The following is a 14,763-nucleotide window of genomic DNA, read 5'->3' as shown; positions in this document are numbered from 1 at the left end:
ACATTATTGGTTTTGGCAGGGTTGTGGATAACGTGCTTTACGCTCCAGATCGTCGAGGTCGATGTGGTTGCGCATGTACTGCTGACTGGCGTCCACCAGCGGCTGGTGATCCCAGCTCTTCAGCTTGCCGAGGGTCAGCGCCTCGGCTACGAAACGCCGGCGCCGCTGGCTGGCGAGCACCTGCTGATGAATTGCCGGAATGTTCCATTTGGCCCGTGCTTCGGTGAGAAAGCCGTCGAACAGCTGGCGATGTTGCGGCGATTGGCTGAGTTCTTCCAGTTCACGAGGGTCATTCTTTACGTCGAAGAGCAGGCAGGGGTCGTCTTCGCTGTAGATGAATTTGTAGGCACCGCGGCGGATCATCATCAACGGACTGATGGTGCCTTCGGCCATGTATTCACCGAACACCTCGTCGTGACCGCCCTGCCCTTGCAGGTGAGGGACCAGCGAGCGGCCGTCCAGTGGCAAGCCGGGCTCCAGCGAGCCGCCGGCCAATTCAACAAACGTTGGTAACAGATCCGACGTGGAAACACTGGCGCTGACCCGACCGGCGCCGAACTGCCCCGGTGCGCTGATCAGCAGTGGCACTCGTGCGGCCATTTCGTACCAGTGCATTTTGTACCAGAGGCCGCGCTCGCCGAGCATGTCGCCGTGGTCACCGGAAAACACGATGATGGTGTCATCGATCAGCCCGGTATCCTCGAGCGTTTGCAGGAGTTTGCCGACGTTGCTATCGATATAGCTGCACGCGCCGAAATAGGCGCGGCGGGCATCGCGGATCTTATCCACAGGCAGTGGCTTGTCCCACAAGTCGTAGACCTTGAGCAGACGTTGCGAGTGCGGATCGAGGTTCTGCGGGTCCGGGGTTGCAGGCAGCGGGATATCGGCATCGTCGTACAAATCCCAGAAAGCCTTGGGAATTGTGTACGGGTCGTGTGGGTGAGTCATGGAAACGGTCAGGCAGAACGGCTGGTCGCCATCCTCGCGGATATGGTCGAACAGGTACTGCTGGGCCTTGAACACCACCTCTTCGTCGAAATCCAGTTGATTGGTGCGCACGCACGGGCCGGCTTGCAGCACCGACGACATGTTGTGATACCAGGTCGGGCGCACGTCCGGTTCATCCCAGTTCACAGCCCAGCCGTAGTCGGCCGGGTAGATGTCGCTGGTCAGGCGTTCTTCGTAGCCATGCAGCTGGTCTGGCCCACAGAAATGCATCTTGCCCGACAGGGCAGTGCGGTATCCGAGGCGGCGCAGGTAGTGGGCGTAGGTCGGTACGTCGGCGGGGAAATCGGCTGCGTTGTCGTAGGCGCCGATCTTGCTCGGCAACTGGCCACTGACCAGGGTGAAACGCGACGGCGCGCACAGGGGGCTGTTGCAATAAGCCGAGTCGAACACCACGCCTTGTGCGGCGAGGCGGCTGAGATGAGGCAGTTTGATGGGCGAAGGGCCGTAGAACGGCAACATTGGCGCGGCCATTTGATCGGCCATGATGAAAAGAATGTTCTTGCGCTTCATGTGATCGCGGCATTCCATAGTGGATGTTTATGCGAGAGTGCTGGCTTCGAGAATGAAACCCTCGCATCTTGCGGTAAAGCCCGCGCGCGGCAATGACTAGGATAAGCACAGCTTATGTATGACGCCCTTGGTGACCTGTCACTGGATCTGCTTCGTGCCTTCGAAGCGGCGGCCCGTCAGCGCAGTTTTACCGCCGCGGCGGTTGAGTTGGGCACCACGCAACCGGCCATCAGCCAGCAGATAAAGCGCCTGGAAGAGCAACTGGCGACACGCCTGTTCGACCGTATTTATCGCGGTATCGAGTTGACCGAGGCCGGGCAGATACTTTTTGAGCAGGTTCAGCTCGGTTTGCAGAATATCGATGCAGGATTGAGCGCAATCAGCGCACAGCAACAGCATGAAGTGCTGCAGGTGGCCACGGATTTTGCCTTCGCCGCCTATTGGCTGATGCCGCGTTTGCACCGCTTTCACGCGGCCAATCCGCAGGTGGATGTCAGCCTGGTCACCAGTGAACGCAGCCATAACATGCTACGTACCGATATCGATGTGGCGGTGCTGTTCGGCGATGGCCGCTTCAAGCAGGGTGAAAGCCACTGGCTGTTCAGCGAGGAAGTGTTTCCGGTGTGCAGCCCGCAGTTGTTGAGCGAACGCACTCTGCCCTTGCCGGCCCAGGCATTGCTGGAGTTTCCGTTGCTGCACCTGCGTGGGGAGCACAGCAGTAATTGGTTCGACTGGAGTGGTGTGTTCCGCGAGCTGGGCATCACTTCTCCCCCGGCGCCCGGGCAGTTGCGCTTCGACAATTACACTTTGTTGATTCAGGCCGCGATTGGCGGCCAGGGCGTGGCCATCGGCTGGCGCCACCTTGTGGATAACTTGCTGGCGCAAGGGCTGTTGTGTCGACCGATCGGTGAAACGGTGATGTCGAGGCTGGGTTACTACGTGGTGTTGCCCCAGCGCAAAAGACGTAGAGCATTGATCCAGCAGTTTGTGGATTGGTTGATGGCCGAACAGGCCAGTAGTGCGCAATCGCTCAACGGCCTGACGCTGCCGTCCATTGCGGTTTAGCTGTCGGTGGCGATGAAGTTGACGTGCTCTCGGATGTGCAGGTTCAAGTGCAATTCATCGGCAATGCCCACGGCGGTGCGGGCCAGGCGTCCGAGCGGTTCGGACAACCCCGGCTCGAGGTTGCCGCCGGGTTTGGCGAAATGTTCGATGGTCAGCCCAGGTACCCCGCGCGGCTCGTTAACCAGCGTCCACTTCAATGGACTGCTCTGCAGTGCCTCGCGGATTTCCTCGGCGGCGTGACGTTGCAAGCTGTCCTCGGATTCCGGTTCGTCCAGCACGTCGAAATCACCCACCAGAAACAATCGGGCGATGTTTGCTGCCTGCATGCCATCGATTAGCGCATCCACTGCCAGTACCTGCTCGACCGGGCCCGGCACGATGTTTTTTTCTACGTGTTCGCTGTTGAAGGGTAAGCCTGGAGCGTCCAGTAAGCAGATGACCACGGAACTGCCGGCCACACTCTGCTTGACCCGTTGCGCATCGAACAGGTCGCCAGTCTTGGTGCGCAGCCCCGGGCGGGGTGCCAGCGCATTGAGGTCATCGAGAATTGCGATCACTTCATGCTGGCGTCGCAGCATTTCAGCCATCAGCGCACTGCCCAGGCTACTCATGGCACCATAAAGCACCACTTTCACGACGGGGGTTTCGGCATTTTTCATGGCTGGGCTTCCTGTTTTCCAGCGCCTATATGATGTTTGACCCGCAGGAACCGGCGAGGGTTCGAACAGTTTTCAGAGGGGTTCAGATGCAGCAGATCACGGGTTACCACGCCCACGTTTATTTCGATGCCAGCACGATCGGGCAGGCGCGGGCCTTGTGTGAGCAGGCAGCGCGTTTGTTTCCACTGAAAATGGGTCGCGTGCACGAGCGGCCGGTCGGTCCGCACCCGGACTGGAGCTGCCAGTTGGCGTTCGAGCCGCAGGTGTTGGGCGACGTGCTGCCGTGGCTGGCGCTGAACCGCAAGGGGCTGGTGGTGTTTCTGCACCCGGACACCGGCGACGATTTGCTTGACCACACCGAGCATGCGATCTGGATGGGCGCTATTCGGCCGTTGGACCTGTCTATTTTTTGATCAGAGTGTTTCTTGAGCCTCACCGGGTAAGTGTTCGTCCAGATGCAGCCATGGCAAACGGCTGTCAGTCCAGATGTGCCGCTCGGCCGGTGCTTGCTCGGGATGGTCGAGGGTGGCGATGGTCAAGTCGATGCTTTCCGGGCTCAGGTGCGTCACCAGCGCCAGTTGCGCCCCACAGTGGCCGCAGAAATATCGTGCGCAGGTGGATGAAGAATCGTACCGCGACGGCGTCCCGGCCAGCCATTGAAAGGCCGATGCCGGCACGGTGATCCAGGTGGTCACGATGCCGCCGCTGACCCGTCGGCAAATCGAACAATGGCAGTGGGCGATATCGTGCAGCGGCCCGCTGAATTGATAGCGCAGTTGCCCGCAGTGGCAGCCGCCGGTGTGAAGTTTGACCATGCTTCGACCTCCCGCCCTGTGTTCAGGGACTTGAAACCCAATCCGACGACCGGTTGTACTTCCGGTCAACGCTTTCATCGGCGAAAGCTGGCTGAAAGCTTCCCCGATTAGGATCGCCGCCACTACCGGCAAAAGACCGGTTGGCCAATGCCAGCGTTTTATCGCTCGCACAGCCCATTTAACAACAACAATGGTGATTCTGATGTCCTCTTCTATCCGCCGCTTCGCTGCAACTCCGCCCGTACGTCTCGTGCTTCCCGTTCTGCGCTGATCCCGCCCGATCCGCCCATTCCCTAGCCGCGCTACGCCTGGAGTATTCCCATGCTGACTTTCCTTGGCTTCGCCATGGTCATCACGTTCATGTTCCTGATCATGACCAAGCGCCTGTCCGCGCTGATCGCCCTGATCATAATTCCAATCATCTTTGCCCTGTTCGGCGGTTTTTCGCCGAAGATCGGCCCGATGATGCTCGAAGGCATCACCAAGCTTGCGCCGACCGGCGTGATGCTGATGTTCGCTATCTTGTACTTCGCCCTGATGATCGACTCCGGCCTGTTCGACCCGGCCGTGCGCAAGATCCTCAAACTGGTCAAGGGCGACCCGTTGAAAGTTTCGGTCGGCACCGCCGTTCTGGCGCTCGTTGTCTCCTTCGATGGTGACGGCGCGACCACTTACATGATCTGCGTGGCCGCGATGCTGCCGCTCTACAGCCGTATCGGCATGAGCCCGCGGATCATGGCCGGTCTGATCATCCTCGCCGGTGGCGTGATGAACATGACCCCATGGGGCGGCCCGACCGCTCGCGCTGCCAGTGCGTTGCATGTGGACCCGTCCGACATCTTCGTACCGATGATTCCTGCGATGCTGGCCGGTGTGGTGGCGATCCTGGTCATCGCCTACTTCTACGGCAAGCGTGAACGTGCTCGCCTGGGTGAACTGCACCTGGTGGGCGATGAAATCGACCACAGCGAAATCAGCGTTTCGCAGTTCCCGGATGCCCGTCGTCCGAACCTGATCTGGTTCAACGGCGCCCTGACCCTGGCTCTGATGGGCGCCCTGATCGCCGGCCTGCTGCCATTGCCGGTGCTGTTCATGGTGGCGTTCAGTATTGCCATGATCGTCAACTATCCTTGCCTGCAACAGCAGAAGGATCGCGTCGCGGCCCACGCCGGTAGCGTGCTGGCGGTAGTCGGGTTGATCTTTGCGGCCGGTATCTTCACCGGTATCCTGACCGGCACCGGGATGGTCGACGCCATGTCGAAAAGCCTGCTGGCGGTGATTCCGGACTTCCTCGGCCCGTACCTGGCGGTGATCACGGCACTGGTAAGCATGCCGTTCACTTTCTTCATGTCGAACGATGCATTTTATTACGGCGTGTTACCGGTTCTTGCCGAAGCTGCCAGCCATTACGGTATAACCGCGGTGGAAATGGCACGTGCCTCGATCGTCGGTCAGCCCGTCCACCTGTTGAGCCCGCTGGTTCCATCGACCTACCTGTTGGTGGCCCTGGCCGGCATCGATTTCGGTGACCACCAGCGCTTCACCCTGAAGTGGGCAGTGCTGGTTTGTATCTGCATACTGATTGCTGCACTGCTGTTGGGGACTTTCCCGGTGTTCAGCACTCTATAAGCCCAAGACTCACCACTTCGGGTCCAGGCTTCGCTGTTTGAAGCCCGGGCCCGTTGTGGTTTAACAATCGCTCAAAGGAATACACATGGAATGGCTGACCAACCCTGAAATCTGGGTTGCCTTCTTCACCCTGACCGCCCTGGAAATCGTCCTGGGTATCGATAACATCATCATGATTTCGATCCTGGTCAGCCGCATGCCTAAACACATGCAGGCGCGCACCCGGATATTCGGTCTGGCGCTGGCCATGGTCACGCGAATCCTGCTTCTGCTGTCGATCACCTGGGTCATGCGCCTGACGGCGGACCTGTTCGTGGTATTCGGCCAGGGTATTTCCGGACGCGACCTGATCCTGTTTTTCGGTGGTCTGTTCCTGCTGTGGAAAAGCTCGCAAGAGATGTACCACGCGCTGGAAGGTGAAGATGAAAGCAACGACGAACCTTCAGGCAAGGGCGGCAACTTCCTCTACACCATCGTCCAGATCGCGATCATCGACATCGTGTTCTCCCTGGACTCGGTGATCACGGCAGTCGGCATGGTGTCCCACGTACCGGTCATGGTCGCGGCGATCATCGTGGCGGTACTGGTGATGATGTGGGCATCTGGCACCATCAGTGAGTTCATCGACAAGCACCCATCGCTGAAGATGCTGGCGCTGTCGTTCCTGTTGATTGTCGGTACGGTGCTGATTGCCGAATCCCTGGACGTGCACGTGCCAAAAGGCTACGTCTACTTCGCCATGGCGTTCTCGCTGGCGGTGGAAGCGATCAACATCAGGATGCGCACTGCCATCGCGAAAAAGAAGAAACAGCAGGATCCGGTAAAGCTGCGCAAGGACATTCCGGGCCAGTAACCCGGTAGCGGCAAATACGCAAAACCTGTGGGAGCGAGCTTGCTCGCGAAGACGGAGTGTCAGCCAGCATCAATGTTGCCTGGTACACCGCTTTCGCGAGCAGGCTCGCTCCCACTTTGTTTTTGGCTGGTTACATGAATCTGTTTTCATGACGGTTTTGTTTCAATCCCTTCTTTGGCTATGCGATGCTGGCGCGCAGACCGTTAGCCAACTACAGCTTAAGTACAGAACGTAGAACGTCGCGCGGTACCGTCAACTTGCTCCTTTGGGGCGCTACACCACAGGGGGTCATTATGCTCACCCTGCTCAATTTGCTTTCTGCCGTGGCCCTGCTGATCTGGGGCACGCACATCGTCCGAACCGGCATCCTGCGGGTCTACGGCACCAACTTGCGCCATGTCATCAGCCATAACATGTCCAACCGCTGGCTGGCTTTCCTCTCCGGGATCGCCGTGACGGCGATGGTCCAGAGCAGCAACGCCACCGCTATGCTGGTCACTTCCTTTGTTGGCCAGGGCCTGATGGCGCTTACGCCAGCGTTGGTCACCATGCTCGGTGCCGATGTCGGTACGGCCCTGATGGCGCGGGTGCTGACGTTCGATCTGTCGTGGTTGTCGCCCCTGCTGATTTTTGCCGGGGTGATTTTCTTTCTGTCGCGCAAGCAGACCAGGCTCGGGCAGATGGGTCGTGTCGCCATTGGCTTGGGGTTGATCATTCTGGCGTTGCAACTGATTGTCGAAGCCGCGCACCCGATTACCCATGCCAAAGGGGTGAAGGTGATTTTCGCCTCGCTCACTGGCGACATCCTGCTCGACGCCTTGGTCGGCGCGCTGTTCGCGATGATTTCCTATTCCAGCCTGGCCGCTGTTTTGCTCACCGCGACCCTGGCGGGCGCCAATGTGATCAGCCTGCCGGTGGCCATCGGGCTGGTGATCGGCGCCAATATCGGCAGCGGCGTACTCGCCTTCCTCAGCACCAGCATGCAGAACGCCGCCGGGCGCCAAGTGGCGCTGGGCAGCCTGCTGTACAAAATGATTGGTCTTTTATTGATCATTCCGGTGCTCGATCCGCTGGTGCACTGGCTCGATGGCCTGGATTTCAGCCCTCAAGAAATGGTCATCGGCTTTCACCTGCTCTACAACACCGCGCGTTGCCTGATCCTGCTGCCCAGCGTTGGGCCGATGGCCAGGTTTTGTGCCTGGGTGCTGCCGGAGCACCCGCTGGCCAACGGTACGGCCAAGCCCCGGCACCTTGACCCCACGGCGTTGGTCACCCCCGGTCTGGCGCTGGCCAACGCGGCCCGGGAAACCCTGCGCATGGGCGACCTGATCGACAACATGCTCGAAGCCATGCTCGACGTTTTGCGCGGCAAACAGACCGCCGTCACCCAGGAAATGAGGCGTCTGACCGACGATGTCGAAGCGCTCTACAGCGCGATCAAGTTGTACCTGGCGCAAATGCCCCGGGAAGATCTCAGCGATCAGGACAGCCGGCGCTGGGCGGAAATCATCGAACTGGCGATCAACCTGAAACTGGCCAGCGACTTGATCGAACGCATGCTGCGCAAGGTCCAGCAGCAGAAAACCTCGCAGCGCCGGTCGTTTTCCGAAGTCGGGCTGGACGAATTGACCGGGCTGCAAACTCAGTTGATCTCCAACCTGCGGCTCGGGATGTCGGTGTTTCTCAGTGGCGACCCGGAAAGTGCCCGCCAGCTGGTGCGTGAAAAACGTCGTTTCCGCGCACAGGAACGGCGCCTGGCCCACGCTCATGTCAGCCGCTTGCAACGTAAAATCGTGCAAAGTATCGAAACCAGTTCGTTGCACCTGGAGCTGATCGCCGACATGAAGCGTCTGAATTCGCTGTTTTGCAGCAGTGCCTACGTGGTGCTGGAAACATCGGACACCGGTGCGCTGGTGGTCGACGATTTGAGCGACATCACTCATTCACCCTGAACGTCCACAGTTGCCTGAAGTCTGTTGAACTTGCGCTAGTCGTACGGAAGCTTGTTATGCGTTGTCTGTTGTTCGCCTGTCTGTTGCTTGGTTCATTCCCGTCATTCGCCCTGGATCGCTTCCAGGTCGAGGGCTACACCCTGCGCAACGGTTTGCAATTGCTGCTCAAACCCGGCACCGACCGCGGGCATGTGGCGATCCGGCTGGTGGTCGGCGTTGGCCTGGACGATTTCAAGTGCGAAGAAAAGGAGCTGCCGCATCTGCTGGAACACCTGTTGTTCAGCGGTATCGACGCCAGTGGCGAAGGTGGCCTGGAGGAACGCATGCAGGCCCTGGGTGGTGAGTGGAACGCGTTCACCAGCAATGCCGATACGACCTTCGTCATCGAAGCTCCGGCGAAAAACCAGCGCAAGGTGCTCGACCTGTTGCTGGCGCTGCTGACCCAGACCCGATTCGACGACAACGCCATCAACGCGGCCAAGCAAGTGGTCGAGCGTGAAGACGGCGGCCACTACTCGCACCTGCAACGCTGGCTCGATCGTCAGGACCTCGGCCACACGGCCAGCAACCAGCTGGCCGTGGAGCTGGGCCTCAAATGCCCGGAGCGCGCGCAAGTCGGTGGCCTGACCCGTGAACAACTGGAGCAGGTGCGCAAGGATTGGTATGCGCCGAACAACATGACCCTGATCGTGGTAGGTGACCTCGACAAGTTGCTGCCGGCCTATCTGGAGCGGGCGTATGGCGTGCTGGAAGCGATTACGCCTGGCGAGCATCCGCCGCTGCCGCAAATCCAGGCCAGCGCCGCCCATGAGCGCACCTTGACCCACGGACTGGTCGGCAACGGCGCCAAGTTGCACTGGCTGGTGCCGGAGCCGGTACTGGAGGATGGGCACGATGAAACCTTCGATTTGCTCAAGGACTATCTGGATTGGGCGCTCTATCGCCAGTTACGCCTGGTTCACGGTTTGTCCTACGGTCCGTGGGCGGAACGCGAGGTGTTCGGCGGCGTGGGTTTCATGAGCCTCAATGCCGACCTTGAACGCGACGACGTGGCCGATGCCGAACAAGTACTCGAGGATCTGAAGGCCGGGCTGCTCAAGGACGGCCTCAATGCCGACACCTTCAACCGCCTCAAGCAGGCTGCAATTGCCCGCCAGGCCTGGGCCGTACAAGGCAATAGTGCGTTGGCCGACTACTACTGGAGCGCCATTGGCGACTACGAGGACGGTCGCTTCTCCAACCCGACCCGGGAGTTGCAAGGGGTGACCCTGGAAGAGGCGAACAAGGCCGTGCGTGAATTGCTCCTGCAACCGGGGTATTTGCGGATCGAGAAGCCGTTATTCAGTTATGACCAGTTGATGTGGCTGGTGGTCGGGGGATTGGGGTTGATTGTTTTGATCCTGCTGAGCTGGCGTTTGCATCGCAGGAAGTAACCATTCCAACTGGCGAGCGACTAACTGTGGCGAGGGGGCTTGCCCCCGTTGGGTCGCGAAGCGGCCCCAAAATCAGCAACTCCGATCTTAAAGATGCATTGCAGTAATCAGCTTCACGACTGCTTCGCAGCCGAACGGGGGCAAGCCCCCTCGCCACAAGGCCGCGCCAGCGGTACCCTGTCGAGGTTTTTTCCTACGACGACTGTGAAACCGCCGAATGCAAAACCTGACCCTTTTCGTACAGCGCATCCTCGAATTGATGAAGCGCTACCCTGGGGTCATTGCGCTCTGTGGTTTCATCTCCGGGGTGGGCAGTTTCATTCTGGTCGATCGCCAGCAAGGCCTGGCGAGCTGGATCACCACCATCATGCTGATCAGCTGGATCTGGCTGATGCTGGAAAACAGCCTGACCAAGCTGTTCACGCGCATCTTCAAGCGAGAAATCCCGGAACCCTTGCTGCGTTACGCAACGCAGATGATCCATCAGGAAAGCCTGTTCTTTGTCCTGCCGTTCTTTTTCATCACCACGACGTGGAACAGCGGCCAGTTGGTTTTCACCGGGCTGCTGGGCGTCGCGGCGCTGATTTCGATCATCGACCCGCTCTACTACAAATGGTTGGCTCCCCGGCGCTGGGCGTTTCTGGCCCTGCATACCCTGACCCTGTTCGCCGCGCTGCTCACCGCGTTGCCGGTGATCATGCACCTGACCACCGCGCAAAGTTTCAAATGGGCACTGGGTATCTCGGTGCTGTTGTCGTTCCCGAGCCTGGCGTCGATCTTCCCGATTCGTACCGTACGCAGTGCGTTGGCGATTTTGAGTATCACCCTGGGCATTGGCGTCGTCGGTTGGGAGCTGCGCTCGTGGGTGCCGCCGGCGACGCTGTGGATGACCGACGTGGCCATCAGCACGCAAATGCAGGACCGCACGCCTGGCGCCAGCCTCGACGAAGTCAGTGCTGAGCAGATCCGCAATGGCGGGCTCTACGCGTACACCGCGATCAACGCCCCGCGTGGCCTGGACGAGCGGATTTATCACGTCTGGCAGTTCAACGGTAAAGAGGTCGACCGCATCCCTCTGGATATTCGCGGCGGGCGCAAGGAAGGTTACCGGGCCTGGACCCACAAGGAGAATTTCCCGGGCAACCCGGTCGGCAAATGGCAGGTTCGGGTGCTGACCGAAGATGGCCAGGTCATCGGCGTGCTGCGCTTCAAAGTCACGGACAGCACAGCGATCAAAGAAAAGTAGTGCGGTTCGTGCTATTACGTAGAGCTGCGTAATCACTGAACAAGCACGGAGCCTATGATCAGCAGCACAATGGCCGGCAACGCCCGATTAGACACGTCGATTACCCCTGCGCGGTTGCGAGTGACGGGCGACTGGACGCTTGCCCATTACGCTGACCTCAAGCTGTTGAGCGAAAAACTCCACGGCCAGTACGACGCCAACACCCCCGTTGACCTCAATGGACTGGGCGCCCTCGACACCGCGGGCGCCTCGCTGTTGGTAGAGCTGCTCGGCTCCGAGCGCCTCGGCCGCTCCGCCGAACATCCTGATTGCACACTCTCCGCTGCTGATCGCGCGTTGCTGCAAACCGTCTACTGCTCGTTGACCGATTTCTGCGTACCGATCAAGGAGCCGGAAGTCAGCGTTACCATTCAGTTGCTGACCCGTATTGGTCGCGCGGTGGACATCGTCTGGCAGGACACCCTGCAACTGCTGGGTTTCGTTGGCCTGATCATCGAAACCATCGCCCGCGGCCTGTTCCGGCCCAAACGCTGGCGCGTCACGCCGATGATCGCCCATATCGAACAGACCGGCCTCGATGCCGCCCCAATTGTTGCCCTGCTGACCTTTCTGGTGGGCGCCGTGGTGGCGTTTCTCGGGTCGACGGTGCTGGCCACTTTCGGCGCCACTGTCTTCACCGTGGACCTGGTGGGATTTGCCTTTCTGCGCGAGTTCGGTGTGTTGCTGACCGCGATCCTGATGGCCGGGCGCACCGCCAGTGCGTTCACGGCGCAAATCGGTTCGATGAAGGCCAACGAGGAAATCGACGCCATCCGCACCTTGGGCCTCGATCCCGTGGAGTTGCTGGTGGTGCCGCGGGTCCTGGCGTTGCTGATCGCCCTGCCGATGCTGACCTTCCTGGCGATGCTGTCGGGGATTATCGGCGGTGCCGTGGTTTGCGCAGTGGCGCTGGATATCTCGCCGGCAATGTTCATATCACTGCTGCAATCGGACATCGGCGTTCAGCACTTTCTGGTGGGGATCGTCAAAGCACCGGTCTTCGCCTTCCTGATCGCGGCGATTGGTTGCCTCGAAGGCTTCAAGGTCAGTGGCAGCGCTGAGTCGGTGGGCGCACATACCACGTCGAGCGTGGTGCAGTCGATTTTCGTGGTGATCGTGATGGATGCGATAGCCGCGATGTTTTTCATGGAGATGGGCTGGTGAGTCGTATCCCCCGAGCGCCCTCCGAGGCGGTGATTGAAGTACGTGGTTTGTGCAATCGCTTTGGTCGCCAGAGCGTGCACGAGAACCTCGACCTGGATTTGTACAAAGGCGAAATCCTGGCCGTGGTCGGCGGCTCCGGCAGCGGTAAATCGGTGCTGCTGCGCAGCATTGTCGGGTTGCGCGAGCCCAGCGAAGGCGTGGTGAAAGTCTTCGGCAAGAACCTTCCTACTTTGTCCGAACACGAGCGCTCGCTGGTGGAACGACGTTTTGGCGTGCTGTTCCAGAAAGGCGCGCTGTTCTCTTCGCTGACGGTGACCGAGAACGTCGCCCTGCCGCTGATCGAACACGCCGGCTTGAGCCGCAACGATGCCGAGCACCTGGCAGCGGTGAAAATGGCCCTGGCCGGGTTGCCGCTGTCGGCGGCGGAGAAGTACCCCTCATCGCTGTCCGGCGGCATGATCAAGCGTGCTGCGCTGGCCCGGGCATTGGCTCTGGACCCGGATATCCTGTTTCTCGACGAGCCCACCGCCGGTCTCGATCCGATTGGCGCCGCCGCGTTCGACCAATTGATCCTGACCCTGCGCGATGCCTTGGGCCTGAGCGTTTTCCTGGTGACCCACGACCTCGACACGCTCTACACCATTACCGACCGGGTGGCGGTGCTGGCGCAGAAAAAAGTGCTGGTGGCAGACGCCATCGACAAGGTGTCGGAAACCAACGACGCGTGGATTCACGAATACTTCCATGGCCCTCGCGGCCGCGCGGCATTGACGGCCGCCCAACAGCTCAAAGAGGTCTGACATGGAAACCCGAGCCCATCATGTATTGATCGGCCTGTTCACCGTGATTGTGGTGACGGCCGCGCTGCTGTTCGGCCTGTGGCTTGCCAAGTCCAGTGTCGACACCGAGTTCAAGGACTACGAAGTCGTGTTCAACGAGGCGGTCAGCGGTTTGTCCAAGGGCAGTTCGGTGCAGTACAGCGGGATCAAGGTTGGCGACGTGATCTCGCTGCGTCTGGACCCGAAAGACCCGCGTCGGGTGCTGGCGCGAATTCGTCTGGCCGGCGATACCCCGGTCAAGGAAGACACCAATGCCAAGCTGGCCCTGACCGGGGTCACCGGGACCTCGATCATCCAGCTCAGTGGCGGCACGCCTCAGAGCCCGACGCTCAAGGGCAAGGACGGCAACCTGCCGACCATTGTCGCCTTGCCCTCGCCCATCGCCCGCCTGCTCAATGACAGTAACGATTTGATGTCCGGCGTGAACACGCTGATGCATAACGTCAACCTGATGTTTTCCACGGAAAACATCGAGCGCATCAGCAATACCCTGGAGCACCTGGAGCAAACCACCGGGACCATTGCCGAGCAGCGCGGCGATATCCGTCAGGCCATGCAGCAACTGGCATCGGTCGGCAAGCAGGCCAACACCATGCTGGAGCAGACCACGGCGCTGATGCGCAATGCCAACGGGCTGCTCAATGATCATGGCAAGGAGGCGCTGGGCAGCGCCGAGCAGGCGATGAAGTCGTTTCAGGAGAGCAGTGCCACCCTCAACAAACTGATCACAGCCAATCAGGATTCGCTCAACAGCGGCATGCAAGGCCTCAATGGCCTGGGCCCGGCCGTGCGCGAGATGCGCGAAACCCTGTCCTCGTTGCGCGTCATTACCAAACGTCTGGAGGCCAACCCCAGCGGTTACCTGCTGGGCAGTGAAAAGACCAAGGAATTCACGCCATGAAGCTGATTCGGATTGCCCTCCTCGCTGGCTTCACGCTGATTAGCTCGTGCTCGATCCTGCCCAAGCCAGAGCCCTTCGAGGTCTATCGATTGCCTTCGGCCCAGAGCGCATCGGCCAGCCATGGAACTCCGCAACGCTGGTCGTTGCGACTGAGCAAACTCCAGTCCAGCGAAGCGTTGAACAGTCCGAGCATTGCAGTGATTCCCCAGGGCGATGTGATCAGCCACTACAAGGGGTCACGCTGGAGCGACCCGACGCCGGTGCTGGTGCGCAATCGCCTGCTGGAAGGTTTCCAGCATGACGGACGGGTGCCGTTGTTGAGCACCGATGACAGCATTTTCCAGACCGATCTTGAATTGGGCGGCAGCCTGCAAGCGTTCCAGACTGAATACCAAGGTACGAATGCCAGCGCGGTCGTGCGTCTGGATGCATTGCTGGTGCGCAGCTACGACCAGCGCATCCTCGCCAGCCGCCGCTTTGAAGTGCGCCAGCCACTCAGCGATGTGCAGGTTCCGGCGGTGGTGGTCGGGTTCGGTCAGGCGAGCGATCAGTTGACCGCGCAGGTGGTGAGCTGGGCGGTTGAGCAAGGGCAGAAACTCGCCCCACCGCCAAGACCTTGAGCAAGCCAGCTCCCACAGTTGATTTGTGGA

Annotated in this window: 14 protein-coding genes; 11 read left to right on the top strand and 3 right to left on the bottom strand. The window is 60.0% G+C overall.

Going from position 1 to position 14,763, the window contains the following annotated elements; genetic code table 11:
• Positions 1-3: 3 nt before the first annotated feature.
• The gene (gene betC / locus VC35_RS22750) at positions 4-1,518 is read right to left on the bottom strand and encodes a choline-sulfatase (protein WP_046042716.1); all 1,515 of its coding nucleotides are present in this window, start codon (positions 1,516-1,518) and stop codon (positions 4-6) included.
• 114 nt (positions 1,519-1,632) lie between these two features.
• On the opposite strand from betC, the gene VC35_RS22745 reads away from it, so the two are divergent.
• The gene (locus VC35_RS22745) at positions 1,633-2,583 is read left to right on the top strand and encodes a choline sulfate utilization transcriptional regulator (protein ID WP_046042714.1); all 951 of its coding nucleotides are present in this window, start codon (positions 1,633-1,635) and stop codon (positions 2,581-2,583) included.
• Here the strand turns inward: VC35_RS22745 and VC35_RS22740 are convergent.
• Complete coding sequence (locus tag VC35_RS22740; protein ID WP_046042713.1) at positions 2,580-3,242, bottom strand: NAD(P)-dependent oxidoreductase; 663 nt, start codon at positions 3,240-3,242, stop codon at positions 2,580-2,582. The genes VC35_RS22745 and VC35_RS22740 overlap by 4 nt on opposite strands.
• Positions 3,243-3,328: 86 nt before the next feature.
• Here VC35_RS22740 and VC35_RS22735 point away from each other — a divergent pair, with 86 nt between their 5' ends.
• Entirely contained in the window at positions 3,329-3,655 is a 327-nt protein-coding gene (locus VC35_RS22735) for a DOPA 4,5-dioxygenase family protein (protein WP_046042712.1), read from the top strand.
• On the opposite strand, the gene VC35_RS22730 is transcribed toward VC35_RS22735, so the two are convergent.
• Complete coding sequence (locus VC35_RS22730) at positions 3,656-4,057, bottom strand: GFA family protein (RefSeq protein WP_046042711.1); 402 nt, start codon at positions 4,055-4,057, stop codon at positions 3,656-3,658.
• Between the two features lie 321 nt (positions 4,058-4,378).
• On the opposite strand from VC35_RS22730, the gene VC35_RS22725 reads away from it, so the two are divergent.
• From VC35_RS22725 to VC35_RS22685, 9 genes are all read left to right on the top strand, one after another.
• Complete coding sequence (locus tag VC35_RS22725) at positions 4,379-5,686, top strand: CitMHS family transporter (protein ID WP_046042710.1); 1,308 nt, start codon at positions 4,379-4,381, stop codon at positions 5,684-5,686.
• A gap of 85 nt (positions 5,687-5,771) precedes the next feature.
• A complete protein-coding gene (locus tag VC35_RS22720; protein WP_046042709.1) occupies positions 5,772-6,539 on the top strand; it encodes a TerC family protein in 768 nt (255 codons plus the stop codon).
• A 293-nt stretch (positions 6,540-6,832) separates the two neighbouring features.
• Positions 6,833-8,491 (top strand): Na/Pi cotransporter family protein, encoded by a 1,659-nt coding sequence (locus VC35_RS22715; protein ID WP_046042708.1) that lies wholly within the window; start codon positions 6,833-6,835, stop codon positions 8,489-8,491.
• A gap of 56 nt (positions 8,492-8,547) precedes the next feature.
• The gene (locus VC35_RS22710) at positions 8,548-9,924 is read left to right on the top strand and encodes a M16 family metallopeptidase (protein WP_046042707.1); all 1,377 of its coding nucleotides are present in this window, start codon (positions 8,548-8,550) and stop codon (positions 9,922-9,924) included.
• A gap of 217 nt (positions 9,925-10,141) precedes the next feature.
• Entirely contained in the window at positions 10,142-11,170 is a 1,029-nt protein-coding gene (locus VC35_RS22705; protein WP_046042706.1) for a DUF5924 family protein, read from the top strand.
• A gap of 54 nt (positions 11,171-11,224) precedes the next feature.
• Positions 11,225-12,373: an ABC transporter permease gene (locus VC35_RS22700; RefSeq protein ID WP_046042705.1), complete on the top strand. Its 1,149-nt coding sequence runs from the start codon at positions 11,225-11,227 to the stop codon at positions 12,371-12,373.
• Entirely contained in the window at positions 12,370-13,173 is an 804-nt protein-coding gene (locus VC35_RS22695; RefSeq protein ID WP_046042704.1) for an ABC transporter ATP-binding protein, read from the top strand. The genes VC35_RS22700 and VC35_RS22695 overlap by 4 nt, the downstream gene beginning before the upstream one ends.
• A 1-nt stretch (position 13,174) precedes the next feature.
• On the top strand, positions 13,175-14,113 hold the full coding sequence (locus VC35_RS22690; protein ID WP_046042703.1) for an MlaD family protein: 939 nt from the start codon (positions 13,175-13,177) through the stop codon (positions 14,111-14,113).
• Complete coding sequence (locus tag VC35_RS22685) at positions 14,110-14,733, top strand: ABC-type transport auxiliary lipoprotein family protein (protein ID WP_046042702.1); 624 nt, start codon at positions 14,110-14,112, stop codon at positions 14,731-14,733. Before VC35_RS22690 ends, VC35_RS22685 begins: the two co-directional genes overlap by 4 nt.
• Positions 14,734-14,763 lie beyond the last annotated feature (30 nt).

It is taken from the genome of Pseudomonas fluorescens, from assembly GCF_000967965.1.
GTDB classification, from domain to species: Bacteria; Pseudomonadota; Gammaproteobacteria; order Pseudomonadales; family Pseudomonadaceae; genus Aquipseudomonas; species Aquipseudomonas grandcourensis.
This window is presented reverse-complemented; position numbering and strand designations above follow the sequence as displayed.

What these genes read in the sequence shown, in the direction of transcription:
- betC (WP_046042716.1), bottom strand. Translation starts at nt 1,518, where the DNA reads ATGAAGCGCAAGAACATTCTTTTCATCATGGCCGATCAAATGGCCGCG.
- VC35_RS22745 (WP_046042714.1), top strand. Translation starts at nt 1,633, where the DNA reads ATGTATGACGCCCTTGGTGACCTGTCACTGGATCTGCTTCGTGCCTTC.
- VC35_RS22740 (WP_046042713.1), bottom strand. Translation starts at nt 3,242, where the DNA reads ATGAAAAATGCCGAAACCCCCGTCGTGAAAGTGGTGCTTTATGGTGCC.
- VC35_RS22735 (WP_046042712.1), top strand. Translation starts at nt 3,329, where the DNA reads ATGCAGCAGATCACGGGTTACCACGCCCACGTTTATTTCGATGCCAGC.
- VC35_RS22730 (WP_046042711.1), bottom strand. Translation starts at nt 4,057, where the DNA reads ATGGTCAAACTTCACACCGGCGGCTGCCACTGCGGGCAACTGCGCTAT.
- VC35_RS22725 (WP_046042710.1), top strand. Translation starts at nt 4,379, where the DNA reads ATGCTGACTTTCCTTGGCTTCGCCATGGTCATCACGTTCATGTTCCTG.
- VC35_RS22720 (WP_046042709.1), top strand. Translation starts at nt 5,772, where the DNA reads ATGGAATGGCTGACCAACCCTGAAATCTGGGTTGCCTTCTTCACCCTG.
- VC35_RS22715 (WP_046042708.1), top strand. Translation starts at nt 6,833, where the DNA reads ATGCTCACCCTGCTCAATTTGCTTTCTGCCGTGGCCCTGCTGATCTGG.
- VC35_RS22710 (WP_046042707.1), top strand. Translation starts at nt 8,548, where the DNA reads ATGCGTTGTCTGTTGTTCGCCTGTCTGTTGCTTGGTTCATTCCCGTCA.
- VC35_RS22705 (WP_046042706.1), top strand. Translation starts at nt 10,142, where the DNA reads ATGCAAAACCTGACCCTTTTCGTACAGCGCATCCTCGAATTGATGAAG.
- VC35_RS22700 (WP_046042705.1), top strand. Translation starts at nt 11,225, where the DNA reads ATGATCAGCAGCACAATGGCCGGCAACGCCCGATTAGACACGTCGATT.
- VC35_RS22690 (WP_046042703.1), top strand. Translation starts at nt 13,175, where the DNA reads ATGGAAACCCGAGCCCATCATGTATTGATCGGCCTGTTCACCGTGATT.
- VC35_RS22685 (WP_046042702.1), top strand. Translation starts at nt 14,110, where the DNA reads ATGAAGCTGATTCGGATTGCCCTCCTCGCTGGCTTCACGCTGATTAGC.